Annotated in this window: 24 protein-coding genes; 23 read left to right on the top strand and 1 reads right to left on the bottom strand. The window is 48.8% G+C overall.

The genetic code is table 11. The features are described 5' to 3' along the window. Positions 1–104 precede the first annotated feature (104 nt). The 16 genes from V5J77_RS21635 to V5J77_RS21560 all read left to right on the top strand — a co-directional run bounded on the left by V5J77_RS21635 (position 105) and on the right by V5J77_RS21560 (position 13432). A complete protein-coding gene (locus V5J77_RS21635) occupies positions 105–719 on the top strand; it encodes an RNA polymerase subunit sigma-24 (RefSeq protein WP_338552897.1) in 615 nt (204 codons plus the stop codon). A 270-nt stretch (positions 720–989) separates the two neighbouring features. After that, on the top strand, positions 990–1178 hold the full coding sequence (locus V5J77_RS21630) for a hypothetical protein (RefSeq protein WP_338552896.1): 189 nt from the start codon (positions 990–992) through the stop codon (positions 1176–1178). Positions 1179–1181: 3 nt separating this feature from the next. Then, complete coding sequence (locus V5J77_RS21625) at positions 1182–2498, top strand: phage tail sheath family protein (RefSeq protein WP_338552895.1); 1317 nt, start codon at positions 1182–1184, stop codon at positions 2496–2498. Position 2499: 1 nt separating this feature from the next. Continuing rightward, complete coding sequence (locus V5J77_RS21620; protein ID WP_338552894.1) at positions 2500–2964, top strand: phage tail tube protein; 465 nt, start codon at positions 2500–2502, stop codon at positions 2962–2964. A 42-nt stretch (positions 2965–3006) separates the two neighbouring features. After that, entirely contained in the window at positions 3007–3429 is a 423-nt protein-coding gene (locus tag V5J77_RS21615; protein ID WP_338552893.1) for a phage portal protein, read from the top strand. Between the two features lie 237 nt (positions 3430–3666). After that, a complete protein-coding gene (locus tag V5J77_RS21610) occupies positions 3667–6048 on the top strand; it encodes a hypothetical protein (RefSeq protein WP_338552892.1) in 2382 nt (793 codons plus the stop codon). Further along, the gene (locus V5J77_RS21605) at positions 6048–6716 is read left to right on the top strand and encodes a LysM peptidoglycan-binding domain-containing protein (RefSeq protein WP_338552891.1); all 669 of its coding nucleotides are present in this window, start codon (positions 6048–6050) and stop codon (positions 6714–6716) included. Before V5J77_RS21610 ends, V5J77_RS21605 begins: the two co-directional genes overlap by 1 nt. Before the next feature lie 4 nt (positions 6717–6720). Next, entirely contained in the window at positions 6721–7689 is a 969-nt protein-coding gene (locus V5J77_RS21600) for a hypothetical protein (RefSeq protein WP_338552890.1), read from the top strand. Then, complete coding sequence (locus tag V5J77_RS21595) at positions 7686–7961, top strand: DUF2577 domain-containing protein (protein WP_338552889.1); 276 nt, start codon at positions 7686–7688, stop codon at positions 7959–7961. Before V5J77_RS21600 ends, V5J77_RS21595 begins: the two co-directional genes overlap by 4 nt. Next, positions 7958–8359 (top strand): DUF2634 domain-containing protein, encoded by a 402-nt coding sequence (locus V5J77_RS21590; protein ID WP_338552888.1) that lies wholly within the window; start codon positions 7958–7960, stop codon positions 8357–8359. Before V5J77_RS21595 ends, V5J77_RS21590 begins: the two co-directional genes overlap by 4 nt. Beyond that, positions 8352–9431, top strand: coding sequence for a baseplate J/gp47 family protein (locus V5J77_RS21585; RefSeq protein ID WP_338552887.1), 1080 nt, complete (start codon positions 8352–8354; stop codon positions 9429–9431). The genes V5J77_RS21590 and V5J77_RS21585 overlap by 8 nt, the downstream gene beginning before the upstream one ends. Further along, positions 9424–10008, top strand: coding sequence for a putative phage tail protein (locus V5J77_RS21580; protein ID WP_338552886.1), 585 nt, complete (start codon positions 9424–9426; stop codon positions 10006–10008). The genes V5J77_RS21585 and V5J77_RS21580 overlap by 8 nt, the downstream gene beginning before the upstream one ends. Next, positions 10005–10286: a ketopantoate hydroxymethyltransferase gene (locus V5J77_RS21575; protein ID WP_338552885.1), complete on the top strand. Its 282-nt coding sequence runs from the start codon at positions 10005–10007 to the stop codon at positions 10284–10286. Before V5J77_RS21580 ends, V5J77_RS21575 begins: the two co-directional genes overlap by 4 nt. Before the next feature lie 7 nt (positions 10287–10293). Further along, the gene (locus V5J77_RS21570) at positions 10294–11787 is read left to right on the top strand and encodes a hypothetical protein (RefSeq protein WP_338552884.1); all 1494 of its coding nucleotides are present in this window, start codon (positions 10294–10296) and stop codon (positions 11785–11787) included. Between the two features lie 504 nt (positions 11788–12291). Continuing rightward, on the top strand, positions 12292–12789 hold the full coding sequence (locus V5J77_RS21565; RefSeq protein WP_338552883.1) for a phage holin family protein: 498 nt from the start codon (positions 12292–12294) through the stop codon (positions 12787–12789). Further along, complete coding sequence (locus tag V5J77_RS21560; RefSeq protein WP_338552882.1) at positions 12761–13432, top strand: M15 family metallopeptidase; 672 nt, start codon at positions 12761–12763, stop codon at positions 13430–13432. The genes V5J77_RS21565 and V5J77_RS21560 overlap by 29 nt, the downstream gene beginning before the upstream one ends. Before the next feature lie 161 nt (positions 13433–13593). Here V5J77_RS21560 and V5J77_RS21555 read toward each other — a convergent pair whose 3' ends face one another. Beyond that, on the bottom strand, positions 13594–14160 hold the full coding sequence (locus V5J77_RS21555; protein ID WP_338552881.1) for a hypothetical protein: 567 nt from the start codon (positions 14158–14160) through the stop codon (positions 13594–13596). Between the two features lie 301 nt (positions 14161–14461). Here V5J77_RS21555 and V5J77_RS21550 point away from each other — a divergent pair, with 301 nt between their 5' ends. From V5J77_RS21550 to V5J77_RS21520, 7 genes are all read left to right on the top strand, one after another. Next, entirely contained in the window at positions 14462–15382 is a 921-nt protein-coding gene (locus V5J77_RS21550) for an AraC family transcriptional regulator (RefSeq protein ID WP_338552880.1), read from the top strand. Positions 15383–15398: 16 nt separating this feature from the next. Then, positions 15399–16418 (top strand): zinc-binding dehydrogenase, encoded by a 1020-nt coding sequence (locus V5J77_RS21545; protein ID WP_338552879.1) that lies wholly within the window; start codon positions 15399–15401, stop codon positions 16416–16418. Positions 16419–16422: 4 nt separating this feature from the next. Next, positions 16423–17244 (top strand): sugar phosphate isomerase/epimerase family protein, encoded by an 822-nt coding sequence (locus V5J77_RS21540; RefSeq protein WP_338552878.1) that lies wholly within the window; start codon positions 16423–16425, stop codon positions 17242–17244. A 123-nt stretch (positions 17245–17367) separates the two neighbouring features. Continuing rightward, on the top strand, positions 17368–17499 hold the full coding sequence (locus V5J77_RS21535; RefSeq protein ID WP_338552877.1) for a YjcZ family sporulation protein: 132 nt from the start codon (positions 17368–17370) through the stop codon (positions 17497–17499). Between the two features lie 84 nt (positions 17500–17583). Then, positions 17584–17700, top strand: a complete 117-nt coding sequence (locus V5J77_RS21530) for a YjcZ family sporulation protein (protein WP_338552876.1) — start codon at positions 17584–17586, stop codon at positions 17698–17700. A gap of 219 nt (positions 17701–17919) precedes the next feature. Continuing rightward, entirely contained in the window at positions 17920–19017 is a 1098-nt protein-coding gene (locus V5J77_RS21525) for a GTP-binding protein (protein ID WP_338552875.1), read from the top strand. A gap of 322 nt (positions 19018–19339) precedes the next feature. After that, the gene (locus V5J77_RS21520; protein ID WP_338552874.1) at positions 19340–19816 is read left to right on the top strand and encodes a hypothetical protein; all 477 of its coding nucleotides are present in this window, start codon (positions 19340–19342) and stop codon (positions 19814–19816) included. The last annotated feature ends 142 nt before the right edge of the window (positions 19817–19958 follow it).

Here is a 19958-nt window from a genome sequence, read left to right as displayed (position 1 = left end):
TTTTACCTTTTAACGATGGTATTGTCAATATCGGAGAGATGCTATTATTTTTTTGAAACATAGGGTAATAAAAATACTTAATTGAGTGGAAAGAGGGTATTCTAATGGACGTAGAAAAAATGACAATTGAGCAATTAAAGTCGTACAAGCGTCTCGTCGCCCGGAAAAAGCTGATCGAGCGGCAAAAGGTTGGAAGCGGTCTGACAGTAAGCACGGTATATGAGGATGACAAGCTACAGGAGCTTCATCGCCAGCTGCGGGGAATTCCTTCCTATATGTATTTAGACAAGCACGAGCAGCAGCTGGAGCAGCTGGCACATGCGAAGTTAACGAAATATCCGATTGGAACGAAAGCTCAATTAAGAGAAGTGAAGCAAATTGAGCCAGGCAATGCGGCTGAAGAGCAGCTTGTGCAGGAGCTCAGCCGTAAAATCGCTAAAGTGATTGAAGCGAGAGCGGGCTCAGCTCCCGAAGGCTATGAGGGAGTTATTGAGCGTTTGAGCGAGCTGCAGGATTTGGAGCGTCAGCTGCAAACGATTGATGAGTCGCTGGAAGCGCTGGAAGCTTGTTTCCCTGAATATGCGACGCTGTTAAGGCTGCGATATATTGAAGGAAAGCCAGCAGATTTCGTTGCCTCAGAGCTCGGAATCGTCGATCGCACCTTCCGCAGATGGCGTCAGAAAGCCGTTTCTGAGATTGTCCGGTTTATGTCCGTATAGTGTCCGCTCGGTGTCCGAAACAGCCTTCAAAACCGTGTTATTATGATATTGTCACCAAATGAGCGACGGCAACAAGCGATGCTCGCTAGGTATTTTAAATCCTCTTTTCATAATTTAAAGTAATTTAAATATCTTAACAGGAAAGGGGGTGAGGACATGTAGCTCCAGATGAAGGAACCTTTACAGCAGCAGCGTCAAGTCTGGTAATCGCCAGATGAGATGGGAACAAAGCCGCAAGGCGAGCTTGGAGGAAACAGGAGGGAAGCAGCGGTGAACGATCAGGAACATAGGCAAGGCACGCTGGAAGCAAAGCACAGCAAGCAGAAGCTGCTGGCAGCAGCGAGGTATTCCGCAGGAGAGAAGGATGTGCTGAACGTCATTTTGGACGAGCAGAGCACTTACTCCCATGAGCAGGTCAAACAGCAATTACAAGCATATTCACAAAAGGAGGTCATGTAAATCATGGCAGGAGGAACTTGGACAACGCAAACAAAAGCAAGACCAGGGGTATACATTAATTTCGCGGCTGAGCCGCAATCGGCAGCAAACGTAGGGGAACGCGGCATCGTATCAACGGCGCTGACGCTGAACTGGGGCGCTCCGCAAACGATGATTTCCATTAAAGCAGGCGACGATCTGCGCAGTGTGCTCGGTTATGATGTAACTGCGCCGGAAGTGCTGCTCGTTCGTGAGGCTTTGAAACGGGCACAGACTTTGCTGCTCTACCGCTTGAATGCAGGAACGAAAGCGACGGCAACGATTGGCGGCCTAGTTGCAACAGCCAAATTTGGCGGTATCCGGGGTAACGATATTACAGTAGCGGTTCAGAGCAATGTGGATGATGAAGATCAATTCGACGTTGTTACTTACTTGGCAGGTGAAGAGGTGGATTCGCAGACAGTGGCTGCGATTGCTGCTCTTGAATCCAATCGCTTCGTCGATTTCAGCGGCACGGGCTCGCTTGTTGCAACAGCTGGCACCGTACTTGCTGGAGGTGCGAACGGCACGGTGACGAATCAAAATCATCTGGATTATTTGGCAGCTGTTGAGCTGCAACAATTTAATACGGTGGCGCTTGTGTCTGGCGACAGCTCGCTGAAGTCGGTTTACGCCGCTTTTGCCCGCAGACTGCGCGAAAATGATGGCAAGAAAATTCAGGTCGTGCTGGCGAATGCTCCACTATCGGATTATGAAGGCATCATCAGCGTGAAAAATGGCGTCAAGCTTGAAGACGGTACAGCTGTGAATGCCGAGCAGGCAACCGTATGGGTGGCAGCTGCTACTTCCGGCGCAAGCATGAGTGAGTCGCTTACTTACAGCGTGTACGAAGGTGCGGTGGATACGGACGTTCGTTATTCAAATTCGCAAATCGAGCAGGCTTTGCGTGCGGGTGAGTTTTTGTTCACGCCAAACGGCGGTCGTGTCATCGTGGAGCAGGACATTAACTCTCTGGTTACCTATGTGCCAGGAAAAAATCCTTCTTTTGCGAAAAACCGCGTTATCCGCGTGCTGGACGGCATTGCGACCGACATGAAAAAGCTGTTCGAGACGCAATACATCGGCAAAATTGATAACAACCCAGATGGCCGCAGCCTATTCCGCAGCGAATGCGTGAAATATTTGACGCTGCTTCAGGATGGCAATGCGATTCAAAACTTTAATTCCCAAACCGACCTTACGGTGGAAGCGGGCGAGGCTTCTGACAGCATCATCATTAACGTCTACATCCAGCCGGTTGACAGCATTGAAAAAGTATACATGAAAGTGACGGTGAAGTAATATGGCATTTTTGCATGCAGGAGATACGATTTCGGGGCAAGAGGGACGCGCTTATGCGAAAATCAACGGCCAAAACGAGGAAATGTTCTATATTAAAACGCTTGAAGCAAGCGTGGAGAAGACGAAGGCGGAAATTAAGACGCTCGGTCATCGCGCATTGCAGCATAAAGCGACGGGCTGGTCGGGTACCGGCAGCATGACGGTGTATTATGTGACGTCGAAATTCCGCCAAATGATGCTCGATTATGTAAAAACGGGCATTGATACGAACTTTGATGTTCACATCATCAACGAAGATCCAACCTCGACGATCGGCCGCCAGGAGGTTGTTCTGTACAACGTCAATCTGAACAAGGTCATTATCGGCAAGCTCGATACAGAGAGCGAAGCGCTTGAGGAAGAGCTGGAGTTCACCTTCGACGGCGTCGATATTGCTGAAAGCTTCAAAGCGCCAACGCGCGTATAAAATAGCATGATTTAAAATAAACCCAATCCATGGAGGTAGCAAATGAGTGACTTAAGCTTGTTTTTTGCGCAAAATACAGCTGCGGAGGCGACGGAGAAATTCGTCGTATCCGAGCGATTCAAGGATGCAGACGGCAACCCGGTAGCCTGGGAGCTGCGCAGCATGACGGAGGCGGAGAACGAGGAATGCCGCAAATCCGCAACCCGCAAGGTGAAGGGTAAAAACGGCACCTTCGTGCCGGAGACGAATACGGATGAATATTTGGCTAAGCTGGTCGTAAGCAGCATTGGGTATCCGAGCTTGAAGGATGCCGAGCTGCAAAAATCGTACGGCACGATGGGCGCTGAGCACCTGCTCCGCAAAATGCTGCGTCCGGGCGAATATGCTTCGCTCGTACAGCGTGTGCAGGAAATCAATGGCTTTAATCAAAGTCTGAATGAGCTGAGCGATGAAGTAAAAAACTAATTAAAGAGGGCGACGGGGAAGCGAATTACGCCTACTACGCCCTCCACGAGCTTCGCATTTTGCCCCATGAGCTAATGAGCATGTCTCGCCGCGAGCGGGCGGCGATTTACGCAATGATCGACGTCCGCATCGACAGCGAGAAAAAGCAGCGGGCCAAAATGAAGAAGAAATAATGAAGGTAACGGGACGGCGCTTCTCTATTAGAGGGCGCTTTTGTTCTGTTAAGGAGGTGGAAGGATGGCCGATACGGTAAAATTGGATGCTAGTGCTGCTGCAAGTGCTGTTAAAATGCTGGATCAGTTGAAAAATACGTTGTTGTTCATGGTACAGACCGGCGCCGCCTCAACCCAGCAAACGTTTGCTGCAGCCTCGGAATTCAATAAGCTGAACAAAACGATGAACGAGATGAACCGAGTAGTTTCAACACTTGGCAAAACGTTAAGCAGCTTCAATGCGACTGCCGCTAAGAGCAGTGGTTCAGGTATGTCAGGGCTAGGTGGCATGCTAAAGGGAGCAAGCGCACCAAAATTGTCTTGGGAGAATCTCTTAATTACACCACTAACAGATGCGGGTAATGCAATAGATTCAAAATTGCAGAATATGACCCAGAGGGTTGGAAAAGTATTTCAAAATTCATTTCAGGATATGTTGAAAACACCTCTAAAAGAAGATAATAGTGTAGCAAAACCGTCATTTAAGGACATGCTCAATGTGCCACTACAAGGTGTCGGTAATATATTCAAAAAAACGTTCCAGGATATGCTAACTACGCCTCTAAAGGAAGCTGGCAGTGCAGCAAAATCGTCGTTGAAGGATACGTTACTTAACGCATTGAAAAAACCAGTGGATGATTCGTTTCTTACTCCTTTCAGTGCTATTAAAACGCAGCTCTTGAAATTCGCTTCTGAGCTAGCAGCAATATCCCTGAAAGGTGCATTAAGCGAACGTACTCAAAAGGATTTGTTAATTGCACGTACGGGGAGTAAGGACAAAGGCACGGCCATTTTTGAGACGGTAAGGAATCAGGCGATTTCAGCAGGGATTGACCCTACTGAAGCACTTAAAAATACGATGACGCTTCTTCCGATGGCTGAGAATATGGATCAATATACGAAGATGACCTCTATGGCTATGCAGCTTGCGGCATTTGATCCACAAGAAGGAGGTACTGCCAAGTCGGGTGAGGCCATAAAAGCTGCGATGAACGGCGATATGACGTTATTAATGAGACAATATGGTATTTCTTCAGATGCGGCAGAGGGCTTCGATCCGCAAGCATACATTAATACTGGCGATGTGGATGGCTTTTTGACTGGACTTAATCAAGTTTTTGAAAATGCAAATCTCGGTATAGCTGAATTGGATATTGTATATAAAAGTCCACAAAGTCAAATCAATACACTTGTTAGTAATTTGAAAACCTCCTTGGCTGGCGCAGGAATGGGGGCATTGGATGTCCTTTCCCCATTCATTGCAAGGGTTCAGGAAGCTTTTAATAGCGGACAACTTCAAGGCTTTTTTGATATCCTCAGTGCTGGATTAAGCTTTGCAGCAGAACTTTTTGTCATGCTGGGGGATGCAGCATTATGGGTAGTAACAACTATAATAACGTATTGGCCAGCAATTGCTGCGATGTTACTAACAGCGGCAGTCTTTTTGATTCCTACTATGATCGCAGGATTATATAGTATGCTGATTCCTCTTTTTTTGCAGGTATTAGCGTGGTTAGCACTGAATTGGCCGATACTAGCCGTTATTTTAGTAGTGGGATTATTAGTCGCAGCTGTCATTGTCTTTGGTGGGACAGTTGCGGACATAGTTGGATTTGTAGTAGGTATCTTTTATGTCATGTTTGCAAATATTCATAATATTATTGCACTTTTTTGGAACGCTATTGTTTCTTTCATGGAGTTCATAGCTAATCTCATCATCGATCCGTGGTATGCTATTCAAAATTTGGTTTACAATATTCTCGTGGGGTTAATGGGATACTTTAATACTTTTATTAATGGATTTATAGATGGAATCAACTGGATAATAGAAAAGGTCAACAGTATAACTGGAACTGAATGGGACATAATAGCGAAGCTTGACAGTGATTCTCTTGAAAAATTTAAGCCAACGTCTGAAAAAAAGGTTAAGGATTTCTCTGGAAACAGAATGGACAATATGGATTTAGGAGATTCGTTTAAAACTGGCTTTGGTAAAGGATCAGATATGACTACAAGCCTGACGGATAAGTTGGGTGATTTTAGCACTGATCTAGGTGGAGGTTTCACGCAGCCTAAAACGGCTGAAACACCAGGTGGTACAGGAAACAACGGCGCAGGAGCAGCAACCGGCATGGGTGCGGGACAGACACCTGACATCGCCAACGTCAACAAAGTCGACGAAGTCGGCAAGGTTAATGACACCGTCGACATCGCCAGCGAGGACCTTAAGACGATGCGCGAGCTTGCGGAGATGAAAAACATTCAAAACTTCGTGTCGCTTCAGCCGACCGTAAGTGTACAAACCGGCGACATTAACAACGGCACCGATATCGACACCATCATTAGCCGTATTGAGCGCTCCTTGAATGAGCAAATCGCTTCGTCGGCGGAAGGGGTGTATGCTTAATGATTACGAACAAGCATCACGAGTACGGTATTTGGCTCAGCTATAATAATCAGGAAAGCGGCTTTCAACTGCCGGTTAATCCGGCTGAGCTGCAAATTAGCGACGCAACTAGCGGCAAATCTTACGACGTATCTGGTCTTGGCGAAATTAATGTGATTCAAAGCCCGAAGCTGACGGAGATTTCCTTCGACAGCTTTTTTCCTGCGCCCGGAGCGAATTATTCGTTTATCGCCAGTGAGACGCTGCTTGAGCCCTATGTTTATTTGACCTTGATCCAGGACTGGATGAAAAAGAAACGTCCGATCCGCTTTATTTTCACAGGTGCCTCCTTCGATCTGAATCTTGCCGTCAGCATTGAGAAGTTTGAATGGCGGGAAGCGGCGGGCTCTGGTGATATTGAATACAGCCTTGGACTGAAGAAGTATGTGTTCTACAAGGCAAGGCCTGTAGAGATTAATAAAAGCCAAAAGAAGGGCAGCAAGAAAGAGCGACAGACGAAGGAAACCCCGAAAACCTATACGCTCGTAAGAGGCGATACGCTCATTGGGGTAGCCCGAAAGCAACTCGGTAACGAGTCGCGTTGGAAGGAAATACAGAAGCTGAATGGCATCGCCGATTCTGAGCTGCGCAGGCTGCAAATCGGCAGGGTGCTGAAGCTGCCGGGGTGATAAGATGCTGGAAATTTTAATTGATAACCGGAATGGAAAAGTGTGGAATGTGACAAATCTCGTTCCTTCCCTAACGTATAAAACGAAGCGGACAGGCTCTGCATCGAGCTTGGATTTTACGCTTATTAAGGGCGCTCCTTATCAGCATCAGGCTTTCACCGTTAATAATGGCGATGTCGTGCGTCTGTCGAAGGATGGGCAGGTCATATTTTACGGCTATGTGTTTGAATACAATTTTGGCAGGGATGAAAGTGTTACGATCAAGGCGTATGACCAGCTTCGTTATTTGCTAATGAGCGATACGTATGTGTTCAGCAACAAAACTGCTACCCAAATGATTAAGCAAATTGCTGAGGATACGGGCTTGAAAATAGGAACGCTGGCGGAGACGGAATATGTCATTCCTTCTATGGTTGAGGATAACAAAAAGCTGCTCGACATCATGTGCAAGGCGCTCGATTATACGCTGATTAACGATAAGGGCAACTTTGTATTGTACGATGAGGCAGGTGCTTTGACGCTTCGCAATATCGAGGACATGAAGACGGATGCTATTATTGGCGATTGGAGCCTGATGACGGATTTTGGGTACAAAAGCTCAATCGACAGCGAATCTTACAATAAGATCAAAGTAGTGCAAAACAATAAGGAAACCGGGAAGCGCGACGTCTACATTGGACAGGACAGCGCGAATATCGCCAAATGGGGTCTGCTGCAATTTTATCAGGTAGCCGACGAGCAAATGAACAGTGCGCAAATTAATGAATTGCTGGATCAGCTGCTGAAGCTGAAAAATCGGGAGCAGCGCAGCCTCAGCATTGAAGCGATTGGTGATTTACGCGTACGTGCAGGCTCCTATGTTCCGATTGTCATTGAGGAACTGGACATTGGACATTATTTTCTGGTCGATGAATGCTCCCACAAGCTTGAAGCGGACGCGCATACGATGACATTAGAATTGAAGGTGATATGATGGCACTGCTTGATGCGATTAAAAAAGCGGGCGCTGCCGCCCATGCGTCGGGAAATCCCGTCGCTGTGTTAATCGGCCGGGTAACCGGCACAAATCCTCTGGAGGTGAACGTTGACCAACGTTTCACGCTTTCGGAGGATTTTTTAATTATTCCGGAAGGCGTGAGCGATGTGCAGCGGATTCGCCGCGCTTTGGAAGTGAATGATATTGTGCTGCTGCTTCGGATTCAAGGCGGACAACAGTTTGTCGTGCTGGATCGGGTGAGCGCATGATTCCACAAGGTGCAGTAATTGGCGAGCTGGAGACCGAAACGGCGATTGAGCCTAGCCGGACGTATTATATCGATTTTGCCAATAAGCGTATGTCCGGCATGACCGATGGCCTCAGTGCAATTAAGCAGGCTGTTTTCAAAATTTTGCAAACGGAGCGATATCGCTTTTTTATCTATAGCTTTGATTATGGCTCCGAGCTGGATTTATTGAATGAATCCTCTCATCTCTATGTGCGATCCGAGCTCAAGCGGCGCGTTACTGAAGCGCTGCTGGCGGATGATCGCATAGCAGAAGTGACCGATTTTGAACTGACGGTTGAGGGGGACAAGGCAGCGGTGAGTTTTACGGTAGTAACCGATGAAGGAAGCTTTAAAGAGGAGGTGATGGCCCGTGTATGAGGCATTTACGTACAGCTTTATTTTACAGCGTATGCTGGAGCGGGTTTCAGATGATGTAGATAAGCGGGAGGGCAGCGTTATTTATGATGCCTTGGCGCCAGCGGCTGCCGAGCTGTCAGAAATGTATGCGCAGCTTGATGTGAATCAGACATTGCTGTTCGCGGATACGGCTACGGGCGAGTGGCTGGAGCGGCGCACGGCTGAGTTTGGTGTGGAAAGGCAGCCAGCGACCTTCGCCCAGCGGCAAGGGGAGTTTTTCGGCAGCAATGGTCAGCTTGTAGATGTGCCTTTGCAGAGCCGGTTTGCCATTGATGATCTGAGGTATACGGTGACGGGGAAAATCGGAACGGGACTTTTCACCTTGACCTGCGAGACAGCAGGCGTTGTTGGCAATCAGAAATACGGAACGCTGCTGCCGCTTGCTTATGTTGATGGATTGGCGCGCGCCGAGCTAACGCAAATTTTGGTGCCTGGCGAGGAAGCGGAAACGGATGAGGCTTTGCGGGCAAGGTATTACAGCGTTGTGAATGAGCCGGCGTTTGGCGGTAATATAGCCGATTACAAGCAAATGATCAGCTCAATTGACGGCGTAGGCGGGGCGAAGATTTTCCCGGTTTGGAACGGTGGCGGCACGGTCAAATGCACCGTAATTGCTGCGGATTGGACAAAGCCAGCGGAGACGCTCCTTGAGCTTGTTCAGACAGCTGTCGATCCAACCATCAACAGTGGACTTGGGCTTGGAATGGCTCCTATTGGACATGAGGTAACGGTAACTGGTGTCGACGCGGTGCAGGTGGCTGTGGAAACCACCATCATGCTTGCGGAAGGTAGGACGATAGGACAGGTTCAAAGCGATATTGAGGATAAAATCTCTGCGTATTTGCTGGAGCTGCGCCAAGAGTGGATGAACTTGCAGGAGCTTACCGTTCGCATTGCTCAAATCGAGGCGCGGCTTTTGACCGTTTCAGGGGTTGTAGATGTATTTGGCACAACGCTTAACGGAGCTGCTGCCAACTTAGCTTTGGCTGAGGATGAAATCCCGTTATTGGGGGCGGTGGTTGTACATGACTAAGCCGGTTTCATCCTATTGGCCGGAGCTGTATGCGGACATAAGAGAGTTTATCAAGCTCGCCGCTACGGAAGATGTAGAGCTGGAGCTGCTGGAGCAGGCACAGTTGCAGCAACTGGATGATGGGTTCGTCATGACGGCGAGCCTACCTGCTATTAAGCGCAGAGAGCGGTTGCTGGGCATTCAGGCCGATCCGAATGTGGAGAGCATTGATTTTCGCCGGAGACGGATCGTCAATCGTTATTCGACCAAGCCTCCTTTTACGATGCGATATTTGCAGGAGCGGTTGGATTTTCTCGTAGGAGAAGGACGCGGAGTTGCCAGTGTTGATGTGCAAAGCTTCATATTGACGGTAACAGCAGCAATTGACGACGCTAATATTTTTAAAGAGGTGGAGCGCACCGTTTCTGCGATTAAGCCTGCCAATATTATGTATCGGCAGCAGACAGCGATTATGAATGGCGTTGTGCTGGAAGAGAGAATTGTTGGCGTTCCGCTCGTGCGGAATACTAGACTTGGCGGCTGGAGGCTCGGCGTTACACCATTTACAGATAGGGAAGCAGAGGTGATTGTGAAGTGATTACGCCAACGTTTAAGCAGCAGGTTGCGGAGTTTATTGATTCGCAAATTACGAAGGTTGTACTCAATAGCGGGGCTTATGAGATTACGGATTTTATAGTGAAGTCGGTCAGCGAAGGCGTACTTAGCCTGAATTATTTGATTCCGGATGGCGCGGTCGCTACCGTCACTCGCATTGAATTGAAAAATGCAGCCGGAACCGTCAGCGACAACGCTGTAAACCTGCCGATTGCATCAGATACACTCATGATTCAAACGATTTTTGTGAAGGAGGAGTAATATACACATGGCTAAAACAGATTGGAAATTTAATGATATTGTGACCGAGACGGATATGAATGAGCTGGGTCAGGAAGTGAATGAGGCGAAGGCTGAGCTTGGTGATATGGAGAGTGTGCCGACGGAAGCGAAGGATGCGGCTGGGGCGATTGGGGAGCTGCATACGAAGAAGCTGGATAAATCCGGCGGCAAAATGACAGGGGCGTTATTCGTCGAGACAGCTGCGCGCGAGATCAGTGCAGGGTCTTGGGCTGATATGAGTGCGAATAGTACGGGATATGCTCTTTTTGCACAAAACTGCTATACGGCAAATAACAATGAATACCGTTATAGTAATACTCATGCAAGTTTAGGTGCGAGGGGTATTCGATTTAATCATACGTCAGCTTCAGTTGAGTATTTTGATACGGGAGCTATTGCTACGACGGCTGATGTAGCTTTTACACCGAATTGGATTAGTATGAGGCCGGATGCGGCAGCTACTGCTAATCGGACGATTTTGAGGGATGCTAGCGGTCGAGGAAAGGTGGCTCCACCTGTTGCTGCGGATGATATTGCGCGGTTGGATACGGTTCAAACCTTTGGATATGGTACAACAAGCGGAACAGGATCAGCATATACAGCGGCAATAGGGCTAGTGGCGGCTCTCACGGAAGGCTTACGTGTCACAATTAAGCTGCATGCAGCTAGTGGGGCAAATCCAACACTTAATATTAATGGACTGGGTGCAAAAGGAATTCTCAAGCCTTCTGGCAGTGCCCCAACAGCGGGATTACTTAAAGCAGGCTCAATCTACACGCTCGTTTATAATGGCTCGGCTTTTACATTACAGGGTGAAGGGGGTGAGTATGGGACAGCTGTCGCTGCCGAGGTGTTAGCAGGAAAGACGATAGGGACGGAATCGGGTTTGGTTACAGGAACAATGCCGAATTACTCAAGGGCAGCGCTTGGCGAGGGGTATACCCTAGCACAATCGATCAAAGTTGATTCAATGGGAAATTTGGTTATAGAGCCTAAAACCGGATTTTACACAACGGGGCTTAATGGCGCAGGATTTGGAACGGTTTTGATCTATGACCCTGATTTTATAGCTACTAACATCCGGCAAGGCGTGGACATTTTTGGTTTACTAGGAACTATGCCAGTCGGGTATAAAATTGTAGCAGGAACGGTGACTAATGGCTCGATAACTACATCAAATAGATTCCCCTCATATGGCGGAGGCAGTGATGGTGGGTATATTGTCGAGATAACAGGCCATAACGTAACGCCAAGAATCGTGTTGCTTATGAACAATGCGTTTTATGGAGGTTACACACTTTATTGTGAGGAACTAGTCCCGGATACGATTTCAGGTTATCCAATCAGATCAAGACAAAATAATGCAACAAGAACGGATTTTTCTAAACACGCTAATCTAAACGATTTTACATCAAGCTATATATGTTTGCCTTCGTGGTTTTCGGACACGACATTTAAATATATCATCATTGGACAATAGGAGGTGTACTAATGCCTAATATTCAAAGGCTAGAAATACATTCCGGTTGGATAGTCGGCGAGGATGGGAGCCTCGTTAATTTGGTGTGCCTTAATTAGAAGCATAAGCGGTGGGGCGGCGCGCCTAAAATGCCTACGCTCCACCCGTTTCACGACGGTGCAACAACGATGGGTAGCGGGACTATTCGAACAGTCGGTTATAAAATCAGTCCACTATTATTGATAGCCGATTCGTCAGCAAGCCGGACACTTTTGTTTAAAGTAAAAGGGCAGCACAGCGAAGACCGGCTGCCTTACCCCAAATTAAAATATCGGATGTTAATCTTTAAGCGGGCGTCAGTTCGAGCGGAAGCGACGAGTTTTGACGTTTTGATTTTCTCATTCCTTATGGTAACTAAATAAACGAAAAGATATGTCATTACAAGAAGGACATCCGCCATGCCGCTATTAAATTTAGGAACTTATTGGACAGCTCATTTGTACAAGCAAAGAGAGGAGGAGAAGCATGTTTAAACAGATATTTTCGGTAGATTTGACACCAGACAAGGCGATTTTTACAGCTATAGGCGCTTTTCTAGCACCGTGGGTAGCATTAATTTATGGTACGGATAGGTTCATTCCGATTGTGCTGCTCATTACGGCTATTTCCCTTGATTGGATCACGGGGATTGCTGCAGCTCACAAGGATGGAACCTATTCTTCTGACTACGGCTTACGGAGAGGTGCACCGCGAACGCTATTTCTACTCGTGCTGCCCGCGCTGGCAAATTTGATAGACTTGGCCCTGAACATGCCGGGTCCATTTTTCTACGCAATTACAATTGGGCTCATTTATCATAGCTGGCAGTCTTTAACGGCCAATGCTTTTCGGGCAGGGTGGGGCAAGTGGATTCCAGCTGCTATTCTGAAGCTTATTGAGAGTGAATTAAAAGCGAAAGTGGATAGAACTGCACAACGGGAAGGAGACGATACAGATGCTAACATTGAATCAGGTAAAGAATAAATCGATTGCTCGACTGGAAAATTTGATTCCAGTAGTCGCCACAGCCACAGAGCGACTGATAGAGCACTGCTATGCTCGCGGTGTATTGATTGTAATAACTCAGGGATATCGTTCAGCAGCGGAGCAGGACAAGCTCTACGCGCAAGGCCGAACGGCGGCGGGCAGCATTGTCACGAACGCCAGAGGCGGCTACAGCTACCATAATTTTGGTGTGGCGATAGATTTTGCTCTGCTGTCCCCGGACGGGAAGCAGGTATTTTGGGACACGAAACGCGACGGCAACGTTAACCAGATAGCAGATTGGGCCGAGGTAGTAGATGAAGCAAAGCGGCTTGGTTTTGCATGGGGAGGGGACTGGACCTCGTTCAAGGATTACCCCCATTTTGAGATGACATTCGGCCTATCTACCGCTCAGCTTCGAGCTGGCATCCGGCCAACAGCAGCACAGATTACGGCCGCAATGGCCATTATTACGAAGGAGGAATCCTATATGATGAAAGCCGAGGATGCCAACGCTCTTATTAAACGTTATTTGCAGCCCGCTTGGGCAGCCTGCAAGCAAAAAGGCGACACAGCCGGCATGCAAGAAGCGCACCGTCTTGCCAACGAGCTTCGCAAGGCTAGCGGACAAAAAGAGCAATAAGCCGCATAAGGCTTACCGTCCATTCATTCATCCAGTCATACAGCGAACCGCACTACCGATTCATGGACAGAATATGCACAAAGAAATGGAGAGAAGCCATGACTCCGACGCGCTTTTGCGTTACGCACCAGAAGCTCTCCATTTCGGCGCTTGTCGCAAGATTATTTTTTAACGACGATGTACTGCTGCCTCTTCCATTCGAACGCCTCTGCCTGGAGCAATTCAGCTATTTCCAGTATCAGATCAGGCTCAAGCCTCTGTACTTCCTTTTCCGTAAAACGCTCCAATCCATCCGTCCAGCAGGAGAAAAGCTCGATTTCCTCGCCATTTCTCAGATTGCGGTCAAGGTAATGGAACAGCTCCGTTAAGCATTTTTTGCCGCATGTATAAGCGGTAGGAGAGGCATTCTTGATCTCCTCATTCATCTCGAACGAGCCGCCATCGGGGTGGACTTCGTACACATAGGGAAAACGGAATATGAGCGAGGTTTCTTGATCCTGCATAGGCCCGCGTACATATAGCCCTGCGGCATCCTCGTTTGTCTCATAATTTTCCATCAACCGTTCCCCCTTCGGGTCGCTTTCCAGCAATGTTTTCATATGTCCATGATTTTTAGCCTCTGGATTCACGTGAGTGACGTAGTCGATTAGCGTCATCGTCGTACATTTCATCCCGAACGAGCCTGTTGGAAGCTCATGGCTTGATGCCATATAATAGAACAGAGACATGATTAGGGTGACCCTCCTTTCATTTAAGTGTAAACGTGCACGCTCCTCAGTTGAACTATATTCACCAGAAAATCCGATTTTCCTACCCCATCCTTGTGAAAAATATATCGTAGTTTTTGTTAAATAGTCATACTTTCCACTAAAGAAATGGAAGCGTTATTACGTTAAAATAAAACGATATGGAAGCAGCCTATTTTGCGAACAAGTCCATTATAGCGAAACGATCTATCGCTCCAACGATTGTCTCCTTCATGTTAAACTAAAGCTTATAATCTATTTTTGCAGGAGGAGAGGCGAGCGGATGGCATTTTCGGCGGCAGTATTAAAGAACATATCTCCATTCGTACGTTTTGTTAAAACCACCAAATCCGCCGAGCTATCGGGCGAGTGGCTGGACTATGACCATGTGTTTACGTTTATCGAGCAGGGCAAGGCCGATTTTATACTAAATGGCGTGCGCTATCAGCTGAAGGAAGGAGATGCGATCGTTATGCCGCCGCTGATGACGCATTTCATTCGCTCCACATCCAGCGAGCCGCTGATTCAGTATATTTTCCATTTTGATTTATATCAGGATGAGGCGCGGGGACGCTGGCAGTCGATTGGCATTGCGAGCGGCGAGCAATTGATCGTTCCGCAGCGCGAGCAATTGCTGCAAGGCTTGCATCCCGTTTCCGCCATCGGCGGGTCAGACCGCATGGAGCTGAAAAAGCTTTTTCCCATTATGCGAAAAAGATTCATTGAAGGCGGAGCAACTAGCGAGCTGGAGCTTAAGGCAATTGCGCTGCAACTGCTGGTGCTTTTTCTGCGTAATCAAAGCGGGCAAAAGCGTCAGGAAGGCCAGCAGGCGAAAGCATGGGCGCCGATTCAGCAATGTATTGACTTTATCCAACAGCATTATGCCGATCCTGAACTGGACAATGACCGCATAAGCGAGCAGTCGGGGCTGTCGCCGGGCTATTTGTCCAGCTTGTTTAAAGAGCAGACGGGTGTCACGCTTCATAAGTATTTGACATATGTGCGCATGGAGCATGCCAAAAAAAGGATTATGGCGGGCAAGGAGACGTTGACTGAGATAGCGACGGGCAGTGGGCTTTCGAGCATTCATCATTTTAGCCGCATATTTAAACGGGAGGCGGGCTTGACGCCCAGCCAATTCAAGGCCGAAGCCTCCAGTCCTATTCGGAGCGTCATAAGCGGTAGTCCTCCAACCACTACATAACGGGAGAGTGCATCTCATGAAAAATACGCAAATTGAGTTTACAGCCCCATGGAAAGTAGAAGTGAAGCAGGAGGAGCTGCAAGCCCAGGTTCCAGAGCTTACAGGCAATCAGGTGCTGGTGAAAAAGCATTATACGCTCATTAGCCCCGGCACGGAGCTTGCGTGTCTTTCCGGGGGCGAAGGCTGGTTCACGATGCCGTCTGTGCCGGGCTATGCGGCAGCAAGTGAAATTGTGGCTATGGGACCAGAGGCTGCTGAGGGCTTCCAAATTGGCGATAGGGTGTTTCATTACGGGAAGCATTCCCGCTATGAGCTGACAACGACAAGCGGTGTATTTCTTAAAGTGCCGGACAGCCTGCCACTAGCGTGGGCGCCATTCACGCGAATGGCTACGGTAGCGATGACAAGCACGCGAGTATCGTCCATTGAGCTTGGCGATTATGTTGCAGTGACAGGCCTTGGCCTCATCGGCAATATGGCTGCGCAGCTGGCCGGGCTTCAAGGCGCTTCGGTTATTGGCATGGATTTGGCCACAAAACGCAGGGATCTCGCCCAAAGCTGCGGCATTCAGCACGCCATTGAGGCAGGGGCGGATTCGTATAAGCAGGTTATGGAGTTGACGGGCGGCAAAGGGGTATCTACGCTTATTGAGGCGACTGGGGTGCCGCAGGTGATATTGGACAATGTAGCGCTTGTCGGCCAATATGGGGAAGCGATACTGCTTGGCAGCCCTAGGGGAGAGCTGCAAAGCAATGTAACCGATTTGCTCAACAGCATTCATTTGAATGGACGCGGCTGCGTGACGTTCAAGGGAGCACATGAATGGCGTTATCCGCTAACGCCGGAAGCTTTCGTGAAGCATTCCCTTGTTCGTAATTCTGAGGTCGTATTCCGCCTGATGCAGGATGGCAAGCTGAAGATCGAACCGCTCATCAGTCATATGATGAGCCCTGCTGATGCACCTGCTGCTTATGAAGGCTTACGCAATAAGAAGGATGAATATTTAGGCGTGCTATTTAACTGGGAAGAGGTGTAGGGGAATGATTAGAGGATTAAGCAAGTCGGGATTAGGCGCTATTACAGATGAACAGCTGATTGCAAAAGCGGCAGCATATGGCTTTAATGTCGTTGATCTAGATGCCAAGGCGCTTGTAGACAAGCATGGAGAGCAAGGAGCGGCAAAGCTGCTGTCTGACCATCAGGTGACTTTAGGTGCAATAGGGCTGAATGTGGAATGGCGCGGCACGGATGAGCAGTTTCGGGAAGGTCTGAAGCAGCTTCCGCTGCATGCGGCTGCGGCTGCACAATTGGGAGGTACAGCCTGCTGTACGTATATTTTACCTTCGACGGACTACAAATCGGCCCTGTTCACAGCGCTTGCGGTATCCCGTTTGCGGCTAATTGCCGACATTTTGGACGCATATGGCATTCGGTTTGCGCTGGAGTTTGTGGGGCCGCATCATTTGCGGACAGCATGGGCGAATCCTTTTATATGGACGGCCCAGGAGACGCTTGCCCTTATCTCGGCGATTAATCGGCCAAATGTCGGCTTGCTGGTAGACGCTTATCATTGCCATACGACGGGCTTTACGCCGGAGCATTTGCGGGGCCTCAGAGCTGATCAGGTCGTGCATGTCCACATCAATGACGCACGTGATCTGCCTGTTGCTGAGCTGTTGGACAATGACCGTCTCTACCCGGGCGAAGGGGTTGTTGACCTGAAAGGCTTTCTCGCTGCGCTCGCAGACATCGGCTACAAGGGGCCAGTTGTACAGGAGATATTGACCCAGACTGCTCCTGAGGAAACGCCGGATGAGCTGCTAAGCCGCTCAAAGGCCGGATTTGACAAGGTTTTTGCATAAAAGACTCCTAAAGCCAGCAAGCTCGCAGCCAGCAGGGCAAACGCACATTTCTTGCAAGTGCCTATACCGTTTCGCCATTTCGTCCATAGGATACTGTGTACTTCAACAAAAGGAGATGGACAAATGAGCTACAATGTGGCAAACGCTGGAACTGGCTGTGCCCCTTACGGTGTAGGCGGAGCTTTCACAAGCGTAGGATCGATTCTCGTGCTTTTCATCCTGCTTGTTATTATTACTCGCGCTTGCTGGCTATAGTCCAGTTATAGGATCAGGCGGCTCGGTGCCGGGCTAGGCGCTGGGTCGCAGGAACGTATATCTGAACAAAAAGGAGTTGAACAAATGAGCTACAATTTAGCAGGTGCAGGCTACGGCCACGGCGGTGGTCTTTTCACTAACGTAGGGGCGATCCTCGTCCTTTTCATTCTACTCGTTATCATCACTCGTGCTTTCATCTAATGAATGATTATGGATGCCTGAAGGCAGGTCACTTAACTTTATAAGGTTTTGCATCATTTCCAGAGCATGCATAACCATGAAATAGGTTTAATCGTCCCGGAGCATCCCGCGCTCCGGGCTTTTACATAGCTGGGGCCGTATTTATGGTGCGACAACGTAACAATTACGATATAATAAAGCTTATGTAGAAGGACGATAATGGATACGGGAGTTTTGAAGATGGAAAATAGCAAACCACCAGTGCCCGTCTATTTGCTGACCGGGTTTCTCGGCAGCGGCAAGACGACGCTGTTGAAGCGTATGCTCGATTACTGGCAGACTGAGGGTAAGAAAGCAGCCGTCATTATGAATGAGCTGGGCGATATTAATTTGGATGGGCAAGAGGTCGGGGACGAGGTGCCGATGGCCGAGCTGCTGGGCGGCTGTATTTGCTGCACGATTCGCGGTGACTTGAGCCTGGAGATGAAGCTGCTGATGGATGAGCATCAGCCTGATATTATCGTCATTGAATCGACGGGCGCGGCGAATCCGATGGAGATTTTGGACGGCGTGACCGAGGCGGCCATGTATATGCGCATTGACCTGAGAGCGGTTATTACGGTCGTAGATGGCCCCGAGCTGTTAAAGCGAACTCGTGCCGGCAAAGGACGCACGCTTAAGCTGATGCAGGATCAAATTCGCTGCGCGAGCTTTTTATTGCTCAATAAGGTGGACAAGCTGGATCCGGAGCAACTGGTTGAAGCGCAGCAGGCGCTGCGGGAGCTGAACGCCCACGCACAAATCGTTGCGACGATGCGCTGCATCATAGACGAGTGGTCTTGGCTGGATACCCAGCAAGCGGCTGCTGCAAGCTCTTCCGCTTCGCTGCCTCCTGCCAATCAAGAGCACGTAGAGTCTGCACATGCCTGTGGCCCAGGCTGCTCCCATAAGCATGATGAAGCTCATATTCATCACCATCATTCGCAGGAGCAGGAGGAGCTGCACGCGCATCATCATTCGCATGACCATGTAATGGCGCTGACCCATTATTTACAGGGGCCTGTTGACAGCGTCCAGTTTGAGGCGCTGCTGAACCATTTACCGGAGCATGTGTACCGGGCGAAGGGCATCGTAACGTTCACGGATACGGCGAGCCGTTTTTTGTTTCAATATGCGTATGGGGAAAGCGATTTTATGAAAATAACACCGCAGGGGAAAGTTAATGATGTAGCCGTGTTTATTGGCGAGCATTTTTCCCGGGAAGAGCTGATTGCCGAGCTTTCGCAGCTGGAGAACGGCGCTTCATCTGGGGCACAAAGCAATCCTGCCAGCCAATAGCAAAAATGTCGGACGTCAGAGCAGAGGCTCTGGCGTTTTTTTTATAAATATAAGCCCAATTATAAGTTTTGCACTTATAAATGGGCTTATATTTCTCGGAATGAAACGAGCCGCGCCGCTAAAGGACGGCGATAGCCGTTTCACCTTGGCTGCTTCTGCCATTCTCATGATTATGTTAAATTGCTGATGGGCAAAATAACCAAGTAAGGGGTTGAAGTGAAATTCGCCCCCTAGCATCATGAACTTAGGCATGGCGATGAAAGGCGTCTGAAATAGACATTTATTTCTTCGCTTATGCTCAGAAGAAAGGCTGTGTCCAAGGATGAACAAGTCAAAAATAGTGCGATCAGCAGCCGCATGCCTGCTTGCGGCAGCCATCATGGCTCCTGGAGCCTATGCCGCAGAGCCAGCCCGCCCGCAGGCGGAGCAGCAGACTGACAAGCTGCCGGCTGCCAAGGGCCATTTTCACGATGAGCACAAAAAGCAGCATCGCGAGCACGCGCTGGGCCATGAGCAGTATCGTCTAGCCAAGCTTCGTTATATGGCTGAATATTTCGGCATTGCTGTTGAAGGCAAAACCTCCGAGCAATTAAAGGGCGAGCTAAAGGCAGCGAAGGAAAAAGATCCAGCGAAGTGGGAAGCCTTCAAAGCGGAGCATCGGGCTAAGCGTCTGGAAATGCTGCGCCAAGCTGCGAAAGAGTATGGCCTTGAAACAGAAGGAAGAACGGCCGAGGAGCTGCGCGAGGATATTCGCAAGTTTCAACGCTCCAAGGACGCGGCAGACGATAAGAGACGTTAAAAGAGCTGTTTTTTCCTAGCAGAAAGCAGGTTCGATTGAGCCCGCCGAAGTAAAACCGGAAAGTGCGAAAGCTCCCATCTCTTGTAAGGGAGCTTTCGGTCATACAGAAGACGAACCAGAGGAATACAGATTTTTGCACAGC

The organism is Paenibacillus sp. KS-LC4 (assembly GCF_036894955.1).
Taxonomy (GTDB): Bacteria; Bacillota; Bacilli; order Paenibacillales; family Paenibacillaceae; genus Pristimantibacillus.
Note: the sequence above shows the minus strand (reverse complement) of the source record. Positions and strands in the feature narration are given on the sequence as shown.

What these genes read in the sequence shown, in the direction of transcription:
- V5J77_RS21635 (WP_338552897.1), top strand. Translation starts at nt 105, where the DNA reads ATGGACGTAGAAAAAATGACAATTGAGCAATTAAAGTCGTACAAGCGT.
- V5J77_RS21625 (WP_338552895.1), top strand. Translation starts at nt 1,182, where the DNA reads ATGGCAGGAGGAACTTGGACAACGCAAACAAAAGCAAGACCAGGGGTA.
- V5J77_RS21620 (WP_338552894.1), top strand. Translation starts at nt 2,500, where the DNA reads ATGGCATTTTTGCATGCAGGAGATACGATTTCGGGGCAAGAGGGACGC.
- V5J77_RS21615 (WP_338552893.1), top strand. Translation starts at nt 3,007, where the DNA reads ATGAGTGACTTAAGCTTGTTTTTTGCGCAAAATACAGCTGCGGAGGCG.
- V5J77_RS21610 (WP_338552892.1), top strand. Translation starts at nt 3,667, where the DNA reads ATGGCCGATACGGTAAAATTGGATGCTAGTGCTGCTGCAAGTGCTGTT.
- V5J77_RS21605 (WP_338552891.1), top strand. Translation starts at nt 6,048, where the DNA reads ATGATTACGAACAAGCATCACGAGTACGGTATTTGGCTCAGCTATAAT.
- V5J77_RS21600 (WP_338552890.1), top strand. Translation starts at nt 6,721, where the DNA reads ATGCTGGAAATTTTAATTGATAACCGGAATGGAAAAGTGTGGAATGTG.
- V5J77_RS21595 (WP_338552889.1), top strand. Translation starts at nt 7,686, where the DNA reads ATGATGGCACTGCTTGATGCGATTAAAAAAGCGGGCGCTGCCGCCCAT.
- V5J77_RS21590 (WP_338552888.1), top strand. Translation starts at nt 7,958, where the DNA reads ATGATTCCACAAGGTGCAGTAATTGGCGAGCTGGAGACCGAAACGGCG.
- V5J77_RS21580 (WP_338552886.1), top strand. Translation starts at nt 9,424, where the DNA reads ATGACTAAGCCGGTTTCATCCTATTGGCCGGAGCTGTATGCGGACATA.
- V5J77_RS21570 (WP_338552884.1), top strand. Translation starts at nt 10,294, where the DNA reads ATGGCTAAAACAGATTGGAAATTTAATGATATTGTGACCGAGACGGAT.
- V5J77_RS21565 (WP_338552883.1), top strand. Translation starts at nt 12,292, where the DNA reads ATGTTTAAACAGATATTTTCGGTAGATTTGACACCAGACAAGGCGATT.
- V5J77_RS21560 (WP_338552882.1), top strand. Translation starts at nt 12,761, where the DNA reads ATGCTAACATTGAATCAGGTAAAGAATAAATCGATTGCTCGACTGGAA.
- V5J77_RS21555 (WP_338552881.1), bottom strand. Translation starts at nt 14,160, where the DNA reads ATGTCTCTGTTCTATTATATGGCATCAAGCCATGAGCTTCCAACAGGC.
- V5J77_RS21550 (WP_338552880.1), top strand. Translation starts at nt 14,462, where the DNA reads ATGGCATTTTCGGCGGCAGTATTAAAGAACATATCTCCATTCGTACGT.
- V5J77_RS21545 (WP_338552879.1), top strand. Translation starts at nt 15,399, where the DNA reads ATGAAAAATACGCAAATTGAGTTTACAGCCCCATGGAAAGTAGAAGTG.
- V5J77_RS21540 (WP_338552878.1), top strand. Translation starts at nt 16,423, where the DNA reads ATGATTAGAGGATTAAGCAAGTCGGGATTAGGCGCTATTACAGATGAA.
- V5J77_RS21535 (WP_338552877.1), top strand. Translation starts at nt 17,368, where the DNA reads ATGAGCTACAATGTGGCAAACGCTGGAACTGGCTGTGCCCCTTACGGT.
- V5J77_RS21530 (WP_338552876.1), top strand. Translation starts at nt 17,584, where the DNA reads ATGAGCTACAATTTAGCAGGTGCAGGCTACGGCCACGGCGGTGGTCTT.
- V5J77_RS21525 (WP_338552875.1), top strand. Translation starts at nt 17,920, where the DNA reads ATGGAAAATAGCAAACCACCAGTGCCCGTCTATTTGCTGACCGGGTTT.
- V5J77_RS21520 (WP_338552874.1), top strand. Translation starts at nt 19,340, where the DNA reads ATGAACAAGTCAAAAATAGTGCGATCAGCAGCCGCATGCCTGCTTGCG.